The sequence below is a fragment of the Bacillus sp. BF2-3 genome (assembly GCF_008368795.1).
Classification (GTDB): domain Bacteria; phylum Bacillota; class Bacilli; order Bacillales; family Bacillaceae_G; genus Bacillus_A; species Bacillus_A cereus.
The window spans coordinates 124505-140600 of record NZ_QOSA01000002.1; the positions used below are offsets into that span (position 1 = coordinate 124505).

Consider the following 16096-nt stretch of genomic DNA (forward strand, 5'->3'; position numbering starts at 1 on the left):
TTACATACATGTAAGACGACATACGTCATGTTATCGACTTGTAAGGAGAGAAAAAAATGAAAAGTGTAAGATTACCATCGATGCTAGAAATCATAGTTCTTTTATTACTATTTCTTGCTGTTGTCTTTTCCTTCCAAACGATTTTTGATCTCCCAATTCAATTAGCGCTATTTATTTCATGGTTTTTAGTAATTGCGCTTGGATTAAGATTAGGATTTCGTTATCAAGAATTGCAAGATGCAATTACGAAAGGGATTTCTAACGGATTAGAAGCAATACTGATTTTAGTTGCAGTAGGTGCTTTAATTGGAACGTGGATTGCTGGTGGGGTAGTACCAACATTAATCTATTATGGATTAGAATTTATTCACCCTAGCATATTCCTATTAGCAACATTAATTATTTGTTCTATAACTTCTATCGCAACAGGAACGTCTTGGGGAACAGTGGGAACAGCAGGTATTGCTATGATGGCGATTGGTGAAGGACTTGGTTTACCACTTCCGCTTGTTGCTGGTGCAGTTCTTTCAGGAGCTTATTTCGGCGATAAATTATCACCACTTTCTGATAGCACAGTTCTTGCAGCTTCTATGGCGAAAGTAGATGTTATTGCTCACGTTCGAGCTATGCTCGTATTAGATGTTCCGGCTTATATTATTACTAGTATTATGTTTACTGTAGCTGGTTGGATGTATGGCGGCGATAATGTAGATTTGAATCGAGTAGAATTTTTAAAAGAAGCTTTATTAAAGCAATTTGATATTAAAATATGGATGCTTGTTCCGGCGGTCATTGTTATCGTTCTATTAGCGATGAAGAAACCGTCTATGCCAACAATTGCAATGGGAGCTTTAATTGGTGCAATTTGGGCAACTCTTTTCCAAGGGATGAACTTTGGAGAGGCGATTGGAACAGCTTATAACGGATTCTCAATTCAATCTGGTGTTGAGTTTGTTGACAAGTTATTAAACCGTGGTGGAATTAACGGCATGCTTGGCTCAGTAGCCGTTATTATTTTCGGTTTAGGATTTGGTGGATTACTTGAAAAACTAGGTGTTTTAAAAGTAATCGTATCAAAATTTGAGAAGAAATTAAATTCTGCAGGTAATGTAACATTATCTACATTAATCGTGGCATTCTTAGCTAATATATTTGGTTGTGCGATGTATGTATCACTAATTTTAACACCAAAAATTATGGAAGATAGCTATGATAAATTAAAAATAGACCGTCGTGTATTAGCGCGTAACTCAGAAGTAGGTGGAACGTTAACTTCAGGTATGGTTCCATGGTCTGATAATGGTATTTTTATGGCTGGTATTTTAGGTGTAGCAACGTTCTCATACGTTCCGTTTATGTGGTTAAGCTTCGTATCGTTAATTTTAGCAGTTATTTACGGATATACAGGCAAATTCATCTGGTATGTAGATGATGCAGATAAAGGAAAGCAAGCATCATAAAATAAAAATCACCTTCTACAATATGTAGAAGGTGATTTTTTTATTTTTTAATAGCATTTGCTGAAGTTATTTCATTCTCATATTTAGCAATTTTTTGTTGTATCTTTTTTAAGTTTTTTTCAGTGTCTTGCATGAGCTGTAAGACATTGGTCTCCTGTTGTTTCATTAATGCTAACCTTTGAAGGATGGTAGATTCTCCTTCCATAGACCAGTCGATAAATTGTTTTATTTTTTGAATTGGCATACTGGTGTTTTTTAAACACAAAATCATTTCTAAATATTTCAGTGCTTCTTCATCAAAAACTCGATCTCCTTTTTCGTTTCTTTGCAGAAAAGGAAACAGTCCTTGTTTATCGTAATAACGTATTTGAGAAATAGTTAAATGTTGCATTTTGGCGACTTGCCCAATTGTATAATACATATCATTCATCCTTTTATTACCAAGGTATAATGCCATCTTTGTTAAGTATTTTACCATTATAGTTTGTTTCACTTAATGCATATTTAATAATAATTTTAGCACTTTCAGTGGTTGTATGGCCACCAGGGGAATTTCCATTAAGATCCGTAGTTGTAAAACCAGGAGTTACCCCAAATACTTCTGGACCGTTAGTGGCAAATTCTTTACTAAAAGCTAATGTTAAAGCATTAATAGCTGTTTTGGAAGAATTATATCCTAGTGTATTAATTGGATGTGTTTCACCATTAGCAAACATTGTTAGTGAGGCCATGTCAGTTGTTACATTTATTATTTTACTGTTGCTTGAATTCTTTAATAATGGTAAAAAGGCTTGCATCATTTGGAAAGTTCCAAAAAAATTAACTTCAAATCCTTGGCGTAAAGTTTCAATATTTAATTCACTAGGTAGTGTATTGAAGTCTAGCGCTATGCCTGCGTTATTAATTAATAAATGTAAGTGGTCAGTCATTTCGTAAATTTTCTTTATTGCTTCTTGAATGGATTGTGAATTTGAAATATCTACTTGAATATAGGAAACGTTTGAAACATTTAAAGATTCTACGGCTTGTTGTCCAAGTTGTTCATTACGAGCACCTAAAAATACGTGATAATCTTTTTCTGCTAATTGACGAACAAGTTCATATCCAATTCCTTTATTTGCACCTGTTATAAAAGCATATTTTTTCATATTGAATTCCTCCAGTAGTGTTATAGTAGGTTACAATGGAAAGGATACAGCCTAAACTTAAGTTTAGGTCAAGAGGAATTTTTTAAAATAAATATAGAATATCTATATATAAGAGTGAGAATTCTTATCATTTAAGAGAAAGTCTGTTATTATAAGAGATGTAGGTATTATATTTTCAAGGGGATGAAAACATGGAGTACAGAATTGAAAGAGATACATTAGGAGAAATAAAAGTTCCAGCTGATAAATTATGGGCAGCACAAACACAACGTAGTAAAGAAAACTTTCCAATTGGAACAGAGCAAATGCCACTTGAAATTGTAAAAGCATTTGCAATTTTAAAGAAGAGTGCAGCGCTTAGCAATCAAAAATTAGGAAAGCTATCAGAAGAAAAAGCAGAAGCAATTGTAGAAGCTGCGGATGAAGTGATTGCAGGGAAATGGAATGAACATTTTCCGCTTGTCGTATGGCAAACAGGTAGTGGTACACAGTCAAACATGAATGTGAATGAAGTAATTGCAAATCGTGGGAATCAAATTTTGAAAGAGAAGGGATCTGACGTACATATTCATCCGAATGATGATGTGAACATGTCACAAAGTTCAAATGATACATTTCCAACGGCGCTTCATGTAGCTTGTGTAATCGCAGTAGAAAATCACGTATTACCAGCAATTACGAAATTAAAAGAAACTTTAGTAGAAAAAGTAACTGCATTTGAACATATCATAAAAATTGGTCGTACACATTTACAAGATGCAACGCCGTTAACTTTAGGGCAAGAAATTAGCGGATGGCACCGTATGCTTGAAAAAACAGAGCGTATGATTGCAGAGAGCAATACATATATGAAAGAGTTAGCAATTGGTGGAACTGCGGTTGGAACAGGTATCAATGCTCATCCTAAATTTGGTGAGATGGTATCAGAGGAAATTAGTCAATTTACAGGTAAACAATTTGTTTCTGCACCAAATAAGTTCCATGCATTAACGAGCCATGATGAAGTTGTATATACTCACGGTGCATTAAAAGCATTAGCTGCGGATTTAATGAAAATCGCTAACGATGTACGTTGGCTTGCAAGTGGTCCACGTAGTGGTCTTGGAGAAATTATTATTCCAGCAAATGAACCGGGAAGCTCTATTATGCCAGGGAAAGTAAATCCAACGCAAAGTGAAGCATTAACGATGGTTGTAGCGCAAGTGATGGGGAATGATGCAACAATCGGATTTGCTGCGAGCCAAGGTAACTTTGAGTTAAATGTATTTAAACCTGTTATTGCTTATAACTTCTTACAATCAGCTCACTTATTAGCGGATGCAATTGTTTCGTTTAATGACAATTGTGCAGTTGGTATTGAAGCAGATGAAGAAGTAATTAATGAAAATGTGAATCGTTCACTAATGCTTGTAACAGCGCTAAACCCACATATCGGATATGAAAATGCAGCGAAAATTGCGAAGCATGCTCATAAAGAAGGGTTAACTTTAAAAGAAGCAGCATTGCAATCTGGGCTACTAACAGAAGAGCAATTTGATGAAATTGTAGATCCAAAGAAAATGATTGCTCCAAAAGAGTAATAGAGAAAGCCAAGGTTCTTAGTATAGAATCTTGGCTTTTTTGATGTTCATTTTTATGTTTCATCTACTTGCAATACTACAAGCTTCAAAATATATTATTTGTTAGCAGGCGTATTCATTACTTTCATCTGTGGGCAGTTCTCTTTTAAGAGTGAAATGAATTTTTCTTCTTCTAGTGGTACGAAAGTGGTCACTGAGTCAAATAAATTGTAATGGATTTCTAATTGTTGTCTAGTCCATTTTTTTGAATGAAGTTTTTTACCAGAGTATTTAACGTGACGAATATCTTCAAATGGAATTTCAGTATGAAAAATGAAACCGTGTTTTACAACAAGAGATGATTCCGTTATGTTGTAGTGAGAGAAATAGAATGAAGAAAGATTCACGATATTTAATAGCATCATGAGAGTGAAAAAAATAGAATTTTCATTTTGGAAGAATAACGAAACGAAAAAAATAATTATAAATAATGTAATGAAAATGACGTGGAATGGATTTTTTTTCGCTTTAAATTTCAAGTTAGTCACCTCGGTATACTTGTTCTTTAACTAAATTAAATCATAACATTGTGATAAAACGTGTGAATATGCAGAATTGCATATTCGCGCGTTTTATTATTCATGTAAAATTTCTTGATGGGATAAATTCAAAAGAAGTTTTGTAATAGTGGAGTGGCATAAAGTGACTTACAAGAATAGAAAGATAGCGTTAGTCATAATTAGTTGTATGATCATTATGAGTAGTTGTGCTAATAAATTTGTTGAAGATAGAAATCGAAAGCATACATTTGTACAAGCAAGTAAGGTTTTAGTAGAGACTGTAAATAGAATATATAAAAAGTAAAGGATGTTTTCTTATACGAAAACATCTTTTTTGTAGTTAAAATTGAATACTGAAGTTTTGGAATGAGTGAATACCAGTTCCATATTCACTAATCGCATATGTATTCTGTGCAATTTGTTTAACGGTAAACTAAGGGTCTTAAAGAATATTTATGTTCTATTTCACATCCTATAAAATGAATTTGTATAAACATATTCGCTTTTCGTTGTATTAAACCCTTTTGTTAGATGTTTTTATAAAAGTTTATAAAATGGGCAAACGAAACGTTGAAATGTTTGTTTGTGTTGTGATAAGATGATGAAGTGATAATAAACGATATATTGATTTGTTTGGTTTTAAATAAACATTTTGAAGGAGTGTTTAGTATGAGTGATATTTCAGAGAAGTTTTGGGATGCGTCAATAGAGGAATTAAAGAAAGGGTATGTGTTTGATGAAGAAAAAGAGGAGTACATTTGCTTAGCTTGTGGTGAAACATTTATTAAAGGTGTTATTTATCAAGATAACCAAATTTTGTATGAAGCAGAGAAGTTCGTCCAATTGCATATTCAAAATGAGCATACGTCTATGTTTGATTATTTGTTAAATATGGATAAGAAATTTACTGGTTTAACGGATTTACAAAAGAAAATGGTTCAGTTTTTCCATATGGGACTGAATGATAAAGAAATTGTAAAAGAGATGGATGGCGGAAGTACATCAACAATTCGTAATCATCGATTTACACTGCGAGAGAAAATGAAGCAAGCAAAAGTATTTTTAGCGCTAATGGAATTATCAGAAGAAAAATCAAAAGTACAAACGAAATTTGTGCCAATTCATAGAACAGCAACGATGGTGGATGATCGATACAATATTACGGAAGAAGAAAATGATGAAGTATTAAAAGCTCATTTTACAGAAGGATTAGATGGACCTCTCTCTAAATTTCCGAAGAAACAAAAGCGTAAATTAATTATATTGCGCCATTTAGTGAAGAAGTTTGATAGTAATAAAAAGTATACTGAAAAAGAAGTAAATACAGTGATAGAAAATGTATACCCTGATTTTGTAACTTTAAGAAGATATTTAATCGAATATGGATTTTTAGATCGAACAGCTGATGGAAGTCAATATTGGGTGAAGTTATAATCATACGAAAAGAAAATGAATAGAAGCACAGTATTATAACAACTATACAAAGAGATAGAGATTGAAAATAGATGTTTAATAAAAGGAGAAATGAAATTTGAAACCACCTGCAGATAACAATAAAGAAGGTGCGGAGTCACATAAGTTGGAAAGTGAGAGTAAACCGATTTGGAAATCGATGTCGATGTTTTTAGTACCGTTATTATTAAGTAATGTACTACAATCAGTTGGACAATTATTTGGTATGGTAGTAGTAGGAAGATGGCTTGGAGTTAATGATTTAGCGGCTATATCAGCATTCTTCCCATTATTTTTCTTGCTCGTTTCATTTGTAATTGGTATCGGTTCAGGAAGCTCTATTTTAATTGGTCAGGCGTTTGGTGCTAAAAACGAAGATCGTTTAAAAGCTATCGTTGGTACGACGTTGACGTTTACCTTTATTATTGGAGTTGTGTTGGCGATAATAGGCAGTATTTTTGCAATGGATATTATGCGTCTAATGGGAACGCCAGAAAATATTATTGAAATAAGTGTACATTATGCACGGATTTTATTTATATCGATGCCAGTATTATTTTTATATTTCGCATATACAACATTTATGAGAGGTACAGGAGATTCTAAAACGCCATTTTACTTTTTAATTGTAAGTACAGCGCTAAATATGATCTTATTACCGATTCTTATTTTTGGATGGTTAGGAGCTCCGAAATTAGATGTGTATGGAGCGGCCTATGCATCTGTTATATCTACAGTTATTACGTTTATTGTCATGCTTGTGTATTTAAAGAAGAAAAATCACCCATTACAACTAGATGGAACGGTTAGAAAATACCTTCGAATGGATGGGGAGTTATTAAAGCTATTACTAAGGCTCGGTATTCCAGCGAGTATTAATATGATATTAGTTTCATTATCTGAAATTGCCGTAATCGCATTTGTAAATCGTTACGGTTCGGATGCAACAGCTGCTTACGGCGTTGTGAATCAAGTTGCAAGTTATGTACAAATGCCAGCAGTTAGCCTTGGTATTACAGTTTCCATTTTTGCGGCACAATCGATTGGTGCGAATCAATTTGATCGATTACAGAAAGTTGTGAAGGCCGGAATTATTATGAACTACGTCATCGGTGGTGTGTTAATATCTCTTATTTACGTATTCTCAAGAGACATTTTATCACTATTTTTAACGAGTCAAACTACAATTGAAATTGCTCATAGCTTAGTTATGATTACATTATGGAGTTATTTAATTTTCGGTCATGCACAAATTATTAGTGCGACAATGCGAGCGAGCGGTACAGTACTTTGGCCAACTGTTATTGGAGTTGTTTCAATTTGGCTTGTAGAAGTACCCGTAGCATATTATCTTTCTTACCATACAAGTCTTGGAATAGAAGGCATTTGGATCGGGTATCCAGCAGCATTTATTGTCAGCTTAATATTACAGTATGCATATTATAAGCTTTCATGGCAAAAGAAACGAATTACACGATTAGTTAGTTAAATAGAAAAATGTCCCTAAGTTATTAGACTTAGGGACATTTTTTCGTAAGTTCAGGTTTATAAATAGCTTTTTAAAGTTATATCAAAATGTTGTCTAATGAGTGTTTTATCACTCATATAAAACTCCCACGCTCTTTCCGGTTCACCGATAATCTCAAAGGATTCCTCTGTAATATATAAAGCGCAATTATCCTCCAGTGCAATTCCTTCTATATTCCCTTGATGATTTTGTAAAAAGGAATGGAAGGCGTTCATTCTGTTTAATTGATTATAATGTGGACAAAATCTTTTATTAACAATACCCCATCCGTTACTCTCTATATAACCAGAACCTTCATAATCTGATCGGATACTAGACGTGAACCAACACATAGCACCAGCGCTATAACCAGCAATAAGTGTTCCTTGCTGCAGAGCCAATAATAATTTTTCATCGAGTCTATGTTCTTTCCATTGCGTAAGCATGTGAATATAGTTCCCGCCACCTAAATAAATTAAATCGGCTGAATGAATTATCTCGTCTATTTCATACTTTGAAGGTGAATCTGTTGTAGTACGTAAAATTTGTACTTCACAATGTAATTGTTTTTCAAAAGTGTCTAAAAATAATTTTATATAGCTTTCATCATCATGACTAGCCGTTGGAATAAACAATATTTTTGGGTACTGTTTATTTGTTAATTCTATAAGGCGTTCATTAATAGGCAAGTGATTTGAATCTTGTAAATCACCGCCACCAATGACAGCTAATTTCATAGTAAAGCACCACCTAATTATTTTTGTTATATAAAAATTCGATAGAAGAGAGTTACATTCCTTCCGTAATGTAATCAATAATTAGAAAATGTAGCTTAAGTATATCGGAATAGTAAAGAAACTACTGACTATATATACCAATGCATTAGAAACCATACATTGATATATAATATTTCATACTAATGTTTCAAAATATGGAAAAAATATGTTTAAATAGATATAATGACGCATTGATTCATATTGAATTTATACTTATATTTTAAAAGGGTATCGGAAATAATAGCGATTTTTTAAAACAGTTTTTACTTTTAATAGGAAGTTGTATTACAATATGTTAAAATTATTTCAATATATTTATTTAATATGAAATACAAAGAAGGAGAGTGAAAAAAGTGGATTTTCGATTTGAATTTACAACGAAGCTGAAAGAATACTTAGACGATGAGAAGGATGAAAAAATAATAAAAGATGGACACAGAGATGTAATTTTTCACTATTTATATGCGTTAGAGACTGAAATTGGCGTTGTTAAAAATCCTAATTTTACTTTTTTTGCATCAGGAAGACGTTCACATATAGTGTTAGAAAACGTTGAATTTAAAACAGAAGTAAATGTAAAAAGTAATATAATTGAAATTACAAAAATAGTGGATAATGTAGCTATTCCGTTAGATACTATCGTAGCGAAAGATCGGGAATTATTTGCACTTGGACGTAATGAGAAGTTTAGTGTACAAATATTAGAGCAGTATCTTTTTGATACATTTGGAGAAAAATTAGGTTTAAAATGAATGGAATAGCCTATGTATTTATGGGTAGTTAATTTTCATATATATCATTTACGTTTGACCTTTCATTTAATTTATACTACAATTCGTAGTGTGAAAGGAGTTGTACAATGTTTACTCAAAACTATAAGTTAAATGAGCACGGGTTAAATCATTTCTTTGGACCGCTTGAAGCGAAAATTATGGAGATTGTTTGGTCTAGCGATGGTATTACTATTAAAGAAGTGCAGCAGAAATTAAGTGAAGAATCACCTGTGAATTTTAACACTGTTATGACAGTTATGAACAGGTTAGTAGAGAAATTACACTTAGAAAAACAGACTGTGAAAAGAAGTGGTATATATCGTGCTGTACAAACAAAAGAAGAATTCTTATCCAATCAAACGAAGAAAATGACACAGGAATTGATGGGGGAATTTGGAGATTTAGTTGTAAATCATATGTTAGATGAGTTAGAGCAGGCTGATCCGACTTTAATAAAAAAGTTAGAAGACAAATTGAGTCAGTTAAAAAGAGAGGATTAATGAAATGAAATGGCAAATGCGTAAAATCGTATTGTTAGCAGTAATTGTTAGTATCCTCTTTTTCAGTATGTTAGTGTATTACGTTACATATCCATTTCTGTTTCAAAATAAGATGTTCCTTCTTTCAAATTTTTGCTTGTTCCAGTTAGAAAAACATATGAAAGAATTATCGCTGATTCGTATTATAATCGCTGGATTATTACTACTTACTGTATTAATCGTGTGCAAAAGAATTTGGCGACAATTTTTCTATAGTAAAAAATTACAAAAAGTACTTATCCCTTTCGTCCGAAAAAGAAAACAAATATATATATTGCCGACTACGGAAGTTGCGGCATTTACAATTGGGCTATTTCGTCCGAAAGTTGTCATGTCGGAAGGGTTGCTTCAAACATTTTCAGATGAAGAAATTGATGCGATTATTTTCCATGAAGAATATCATCAAAAGAATTGGGATCCGCTAAAATTATTTTGTTTTACGCTATTAGCAGAAGGAATGATGTACATACCGATATTAAAAGGGTTGTTACAGCGATATCATACGTATCAGGAGCTAGCTGCTGATAAATATGCGATGCAAAAAATGGAATCTTCATTTGAGTTAGGTAGCGCGTTATTAAAATTAATTAAAATAAAGAAAATGGAAAATCGATGTGTTACAGCTTCATTTGCAAAAACAGCAATAAATTTACGAATCGAGCAAGTGTTAAATGAAAAGGTTGTTAAGCTTACTATTCCGTTACATACGAATTCGGTATATGGAACAGTAGGTTTATTCTGTATGTCGGTTGTACTTATTGTCGGAGAGTGCATATAGCCTCTTTTTTTAAGAATAAACACTACTCGTCGTAGTGTTTAAGGGGGAATAAAATGAATGCAGCAGATTTAACAATTTGGCTTGTGGCTGGGGCGGGAGTATTGTCATTTATATCACCGTGCTCTTTACCGCTATATCCATCTTATTTATCTTATATTACAGGTGTGTCTATCCAAGATTTAAAAGAAAATCGTGGGATTATGCAAAAATCAGCGATTATACATACAGTATTTTTTATGATCGGATTTTCGGTTATATTTTACGCGTTAGGTTTATCGGTAAGCTGGATTGGAATAACATTTTCATCTAACCAAAAATTGATTCAACAAATTGGTGGGATTTTTATTGTTTTAATGGGGCTATTTATGACGGGCTTGTTTCAGCCTAAGTGGCTTATGGCAGAGAAAAAGGTGCAGTATAGAAGTAAATCGACTGGATATATTCGCTCGATTTTAGTCGGTATGACATATGCAGCGGGTTGGACGCCATGTGTTGGACCGATATTTTCAGCTATACTCATGCTTGGCGCGACGAATCCTGAAGGGGCGCTTCTTTATATTACAGCGTATACTCTTGGGTTTGCGGTTCCATTTTTCGTGATGGCATTCTTTATTGGGAAGGTAAAATGGATTGTTACATATGCCAATGTCATGATGAAAATTGGCGGTGTAATGATGATTGTAACAGGTATTTTATTGTATACAAATCAAATGACGAAAATTACAGCATTCTTTATTCGTCTATTCGGTGGATTTACAGGTTTTTAAAAATGAGGAGGAAGAAAAGTGAAGAAAATAATTGCTATTATATTAGTAGGGGCACTCGTTTGGGCGGGGGTTAACTTTTATAATTCAAAGAAAGAAGAGAAGGAAAGAAAAGCGAAACAAGCAGAGTTACAGGAGAAAGAAGTATTACCACAAGTCGGTTTTAAAGCACCTAGCATCACATTAAAAGGATTAGACGGAAAGTTACAGTCGTTAAATGATGCCAAGGGAAAACCGTATATTATTAATTTTTGGGCATCATGGTGTGGGCCGTGTGAAATGGAGGCACCTGACTTAGTTCATATGTATGATAAATATAAAAAGGATGTTGAAATTTTTGCGGTGAATGCAACTGTTAGTGACCCAGTACAAGAAGCAAGCGCATTTGCTAATCGTTATGGTTTTGAGTTTCCTGTTCTACTAGATATGGACGGAGTAGCTGGACTAGATTATAAAGTATTCTCTTTACCGACGACATTTTTTGTTAATAAAGATGGAATTATAGTAGATCATGTACGAGGTGTATTACCACCAGATCAATTAGAAAAGAAATTTAAGAAATTGATTGAGAATTAAAAGGAGATTTGGTGACGATGGAGTGGATTGTGAGGTTACAACCCATATCTCTTATAATTGGAAGTCTATTTGGTTTTATGTTGATGAAACGAAAGATGAAGTATCAAAATGTATCATATGAAAAAATGATGGATGCCGTAACAAATGCTTTTCTTATCATCGTATTTGTATGGAAGTTTGCACCAGCAATTTTAAATCCTGTATGGGCTTTTGGGGCGCCGGTGCAAGCAATATTAGCTATTGGAAGTATGCAACATATTGTAGTAGGATGCGTAATTGCGAGTGTATACATTGTTTGGAAAAGTAAAAAGGAACAATTTTTGCTTCGTATTTTACTTGATGTACTCCCTTTTGGATTGTGTGTGTGCATTATCTTTTATTTTCTATTCCATCATGAAGTAGGTGTACAAACGACACTACCATGGGGAATGAATATATATGAATCTAAATTTTTATATCATCCTATTTTCGTATATGAGATCATCCTTGCTCTTTGTATAATGGGCTTGTTATGGATGAAAAATGAAAGGCTCGGAAATGGAAAGAATATAAGTATTTTTCTAATTGTTGAGGGGTTTGCTCATATTATTATTTCGCTTGTTAGTGAACAAAATTCGGTTCTGTTTGGTCTATCAGCACAGCAAATAATGAGCTTTTGTATTATTAGTTTAGGGATTTTGTTGGTGCCTAAAAAATAAAAAATAGCCATTAACGGATATTCCCCGTACATGGCTATTTTTTTATTACATATATTAAAAAATCGGCGGAGTAACAGAAAATAAGACTACCGCATTTTTCTCAAAATGATTCACCCATTTATGCTTTAAATAAGCAGGTATTTTTACACTGTCGCCAGTTTCTAATACGTATTCTTCCTCATTTAAATATAATGTGATTTTCCCATCTAAGACAAATGCTAATTCTTCTCCTTTATGTTCTAGCACATTTTCTGATGAAGCTGTATTAGGCGGGACGGTCATAATTGCTGTTGCTAAATTTCCAGTGAAATCAGGTGAAAGCATTTCATATGATAAATTATCAATAATCATTTTCTTTCGTTTATGGGAACGTACAATTAAATCGTCTGTATTTGTATCTTCAAGTAAAAAGCTAAATGTTGGCACATCAAGAGCTTTAGCAAGCACTTTTAATGTTTGGATAGAAGGGTTAGCGGACCCGCGCTCAATTTGACTTAACATTGATGGTGTAATATCGGCCATTTTTGCTAGTTCTTTACTAGTTAAACCTTTTTCTTTTCTTTGTTTTTCAATTTTTTTACCAATATCTATATTTTCCATAATGAAAATCTCCTTAATAATTATTAAATTATATTTAAATAAATTAAATTAAAATTAACTTAATGGGATTATTTGTGTTAAACTATATTAAAATTAATTTAATTATAATTTATTGTATGGTGAGCTACAAGGATATAAGGAGGAAACAAAATGAAAGAAATAGGGGCATTACAAGCAGAATATCCATTAGTGAATAAGCTTATTGCAACAGAAGAAGTATTTTGGATAAATCCAAACATAGAAAAGTATGAAACAGCAATAAAAGATTCACCACTTAATGAAGAGAATGTAAAAGATGCGGAAGAGAGATTAAAGCGTTTTGCACCATATATTGCGAAAGTTTTTCCTGAAACGAAAGGGGCGAACGGCATAATCGAATCACCTTTAGTGAAAATACCTTCTATGAAAGAAGCTTTAGAGAGAAAATATGAGCAACCTATTTTAGGAGAATTATTATTAAAATGTGATAGTCATCTTCCAATATCAGGATCAATTAAAGCTAGGGGCGGTATTTATGAAGTGTTGAAACATGCTGAGCAACTAGCATTGCAGCACGGAATGGTAACAGAAGAAGATAATTATTCCGTTTTAGATAGTGATACATGTAGAGAGTTTTTCTCGAAATATTCAATTGCAGTAGGTTCTACAGGGAATTTAGGACTTAGCATAGGGATTATGAGTGCGAATCTAGGTTTTAATGTAACTGTTCATATGTCAGCAGACGCAAAAGAATGGAAGAAAGATTTATTAAGAAGTAAAGGTGTAAACGTTATTGAATATGAAGATGATTATAGCAAAGCAGTAGAAGAAGGAAGAAGACAAGCGGATGCGGATCCTAGCTGTTATTTTGTAGACGATGAAAACTCGCATGATTTATTTTTAGGATACGCAGTAGCAGCATCACGATTACAAAAGCAATTAGAAGAGTTAGAGGTTGTAGTAGATGAAAATCATCCTTTATTTGTTTATCTTCCGTGCGGAGTAGGAGGAGGACCTGGCGGAGTAGCATTCGGTTTAAAGTTATTGTATAAAGATAATGTTCATTGTTACTTTGCAGAGCCAACACATTCTCCTTGTATGTTACTCGGCTTAATGACAGGCCTTCATGACAAAATTTCCGTTCAAGATATCGGAATTGATAATGTAACAGATGCGGATGGACTTGCGGTAGGAAGGCCATCTGGATTTGTCGGTAAAACGATGGAACCATTTTTGAGTGGGAATTACACAGTAAGCGATGAAGAGTTATATAGATTGTTAAAAGAGCTAGCTGATACGGAGAATATTTATTTAGAGCCTTCTGCACTAGCAGGTATGATAGGGCCAGTGAAAGTATGTAAAGAAGATGAGTATTTACAAAAGCTACAGTTAACAGAGAAGGTGAAAAAAGGTACTCATATTGTGTGGGGAACGGGTGGAAGTATGGTTCCAAACGATATAATGGATGAATATTATAGGAAAGGTTTGGAATTAACGATATAAGAAAAATGAGGCTAGTTGTAGCCTCATTTTTTCATGTACATAAAAATCTTTGTTATTTTCACAATAGTTCTTTATAGTATATATAAAGGATAACTAATATTGAATAAATACAACAAAAAGCTTTATTTTACATAATAAGAGGATGTGTATACGATGTCATTACAGACTAAATATATAGCGGGTATTTCGCTTGGGGCTATGGGTGTCGGCTTTGCGGCTTCTATCCCTTTTCAAGGAACGATAGCTGGAGAGATTATACAAGGGGGATTTGAAGCTGGGTTAGTTGGCGGGCTTGCAGATTGGTTCGCAGTTACAGCATTATTCCGTCACCCGATGGGAATACCAATTCCGCATACAGCTTTGTTACCTAAAAATCGTAAACGAGTAACGAAAGGGCTCATCAATACGTTAGAAAATGAATGGCTGACGAAAGAAAGTATTACGAATAAAGTAAAAGAGATGCAGTTAGCACAAATGGTACTGCAAATTGCTGAGAGAGAAATGCAGTCTGATGCTGTGAAAAAGGGGATTGTAACGATTGCAGAGAAAGCAATTGTTACAATAGATACAGAAAAGTTAGCTGTTATTATTGAAAAAGAATTAAAAACATATTTGCATACAATTAATACAAGTAACATTTTACAAGTGCTTGTTGATCAATTAGTTGTGCAAGAATATGATGAAAAGACACTTGATTACATTTTAGTAAAAGTGAAAGATTGGACAGCGCAAGATGAAGCACGCTACCAGCTCGGTAGTTTAGGTATGAAGGCGATGGAAAATATAAAAGTAGATGGATTCTTACAGTTTACATTGAAATCGTTTATGAATATTGTAGATGAAGATAAAATTGGCGGCATTTTGCAGAAGTTTATTATTAGCAATATTAACAGCTTACAAGATGCAGATAATAGCACGAGACAACTTATATTAGCGAAAATTCGTCAAGAAATTATAAATGTAAAAGAAAATGAAGCGTTACTACAAGAATTAGAAAATTGGAAAGAAAAATGGATTGCCAATTGGAATGCTACTGACAAAATAAAAGAGATGCTAGAGCAAGTACAGCAAAGAGCAGTTGCTTTTGTAAATAATGAAGAATTTGCTGATAAATATGTTATTCCATTTTTACAAAAACAAATGAATAAAATAAAAGAAGATGAACAGACAGTTCAAAAAATAGAAGATTGGTTACAAAAACAAGTTGTAAGTCTTGTTGAGAAGAACCATTCGAAAATTGGTAAGCTTGTACAAGAAAATCTTGATAAGTTAGATGATAAGACGTTAATCGAAATGATTGAAAATAACGTCGGTAAAGATTTACAGTGGATCCGAGTAAACGGGGCGGTTTGCGGATTTATGATTGGATTAGTGTTAGAAGGAATTAAAGCGATTATATGAGAAAAACCTTCCGCAATTGCGGA

At 33.3% G+C, this 16096-nt stretch carries 17 protein-coding genes; 12 read left to right on the forward strand and 5 right to left on the reverse strand.

Translation table 11 applies throughout. From position 1 onward, the window contains the following. Window positions 1–56: 56 nt before the first annotated feature. The gene (gene nhaC / locus DN401_RS02815) at window positions 57–1460 is read left to right on the forward strand and encodes a Na+/H+ antiporter NhaC (RefSeq protein ID WP_000843992.1); all 1404 of its coding nucleotides are present in this window, start codon (window positions 57–59) and stop codon (window positions 1458–1460) included. 40 nt (window positions 1461–1500) lie between these two features. On the opposite strand, the gene DN401_RS02820 is transcribed toward nhaC, so the two are convergent. Both DN401_RS02820 and DN401_RS02825 read right to left on the reverse strand, forming a co-directional pair. Next, on the reverse strand, window positions 1501–1881 hold the full coding sequence (locus tag DN401_RS02820) for a MerR family transcriptional regulator (RefSeq protein ID WP_000291863.1): 381 nt from the start codon (window positions 1879–1881) through the stop codon (window positions 1501–1503). 16 nt (window positions 1882–1897) lie between these two features. Continuing rightward, complete coding sequence (locus tag DN401_RS02825; RefSeq protein ID WP_000759544.1) at window positions 1898–2608, reverse strand: SDR family NAD(P)-dependent oxidoreductase; 711 nt, start codon at window positions 2606–2608, stop codon at window positions 1898–1900. Window positions 2609–2799: 191 nt separating this feature from the next. On the opposite strand from DN401_RS02825, the gene fumC reads away from it, so the two are divergent. Next, window positions 2800–4188 carry a class II fumarate hydratase gene (gene fumC, locus DN401_RS02830; RefSeq protein ID WP_000456610.1) on the forward strand — a complete coding sequence of 463 codons (1389 nt, stop codon included), beginning with the start codon at window positions 2800–2802 and terminating at the stop codon, window positions 4186–4188. A 95-nt stretch (window positions 4189–4283) separates the two neighbouring features. Here fumC and DN401_RS02835 read toward each other — a convergent pair whose 3' ends face one another. Next, the gene (locus DN401_RS02835) at window positions 4284–4706 is read right to left on the reverse strand and encodes a PH domain-containing protein (RefSeq protein ID WP_000669069.1); all 423 of its coding nucleotides are present in this window, start codon (window positions 4704–4706) and stop codon (window positions 4284–4286) included. Between the two features lie 690 nt (window positions 4707–5396). Here DN401_RS02835 and DN401_RS02840 point away from each other — a divergent pair. Further along, window positions 5397–6161, forward strand: a complete 765-nt coding sequence (locus tag DN401_RS02840; protein WP_001280271.1) for a DUF2087 domain-containing protein — start codon at window positions 5397–5399, stop codon at window positions 6159–6161. 97 nt (window positions 6162–6258) lie between these two features. Next, the gene (locus tag DN401_RS02845; protein ID WP_000804124.1) at window positions 6259–7668 is read left to right on the forward strand and encodes an MATE family efflux transporter; all 1410 of its coding nucleotides are present in this window, start codon (window positions 6259–6261) and stop codon (window positions 7666–7668) included. A gap of 56 nt (window positions 7669–7724) precedes the next feature. Here the strand turns inward: DN401_RS02845 and DN401_RS02850 are convergent, their stop codons facing one another. Beyond that, window positions 7725–8423, reverse strand: a complete 699-nt coding sequence (locus DN401_RS02850; protein WP_149287506.1) for a peptidase E — start codon at window positions 8421–8423, stop codon at window positions 7725–7727. A 392-nt stretch (window positions 8424–8815) separates the two neighbouring features. Between DN401_RS02850 and DN401_RS02855 the strand changes: the two genes are divergently transcribed. The 6 genes from DN401_RS02855 (at window position 8816) to DN401_RS02880 (ending at window position 12590) form a co-directional block, all read left to right on the forward strand. Continuing rightward, a complete protein-coding gene (locus DN401_RS02855) occupies window positions 8816–9214 on the forward strand; it encodes a DUF3942 family protein (protein WP_000347525.1) in 399 nt (132 codons plus the stop codon). 107 nt (window positions 9215–9321) lie between these two features. Then, window positions 9322–9735, forward strand: coding sequence for a BlaI/MecI/CopY family transcriptional regulator (locus DN401_RS02860; RefSeq protein ID WP_000495053.1), 414 nt, complete (start codon window positions 9322–9324; stop codon window positions 9733–9735). A 4-nt stretch (window positions 9736–9739) separates the two neighbouring features. After that, a complete protein-coding gene (locus DN401_RS02865; RefSeq protein WP_000871938.1) occupies window positions 9740–10552 on the forward strand; it encodes a M56 family metallopeptidase in 813 nt (270 codons plus the stop codon). A gap of 53 nt (window positions 10553–10605) precedes the next feature. Beyond that, window positions 10606–11319, forward strand: a complete 714-nt coding sequence (gene ccdA / locus DN401_RS02870) for a cytochrome c-type biogenesis protein CcdA (RefSeq protein WP_149287507.1) — start codon at window positions 10606–10608, stop codon at window positions 11317–11319. Between the two features lie 18 nt (window positions 11320–11337). Then, entirely contained in the window at window positions 11338–11892 is a 555-nt protein-coding gene (locus tag DN401_RS02875) for a TlpA family protein disulfide reductase (RefSeq protein ID WP_000719879.1), read from the forward strand. 17 nt (window positions 11893–11909) lie between these two features. Next, window positions 11910–12590 (forward strand): prolipoprotein diacylglyceryl transferase family protein, encoded by a 681-nt coding sequence (locus DN401_RS02880; RefSeq protein ID WP_000454848.1) that lies wholly within the window; start codon window positions 11910–11912, stop codon window positions 12588–12590. A 54-nt stretch (window positions 12591–12644) separates the two neighbouring features. Here the strand turns inward: DN401_RS02880 and DN401_RS02885 are convergent, their stop codons facing one another. Then, window positions 12645–13190, reverse strand: coding sequence for a helix-turn-helix domain-containing protein (locus DN401_RS02885; RefSeq protein ID WP_000427638.1), 546 nt, complete (start codon window positions 13188–13190; stop codon window positions 12645–12647). Between the two features lie 150 nt (window positions 13191–13340). On the opposite strand from DN401_RS02885, the gene DN401_RS02890 reads away from it, so the two are divergent. Together DN401_RS02890 and DN401_RS02895 are read left to right on the forward strand one after the other, a co-directional pair. Then, window positions 13341–14672 carry a D-serine ammonia-lyase gene (locus DN401_RS02890; RefSeq protein ID WP_000658538.1) on the forward strand — a complete coding sequence of 444 codons (1332 nt, stop codon included), beginning with the start codon at window positions 13341–13343 and terminating at the stop codon, window positions 14670–14672. Window positions 14673–14825: 153 nt separating this feature from the next. Then, on the forward strand, window positions 14826–16073 hold the full coding sequence (locus tag DN401_RS02895) for a DUF445 domain-containing protein (protein ID WP_000058282.1): 1248 nt from the start codon (window positions 14826–14828) through the stop codon (window positions 16071–16073). Window positions 16074–16096 lie beyond the last annotated feature (23 nt).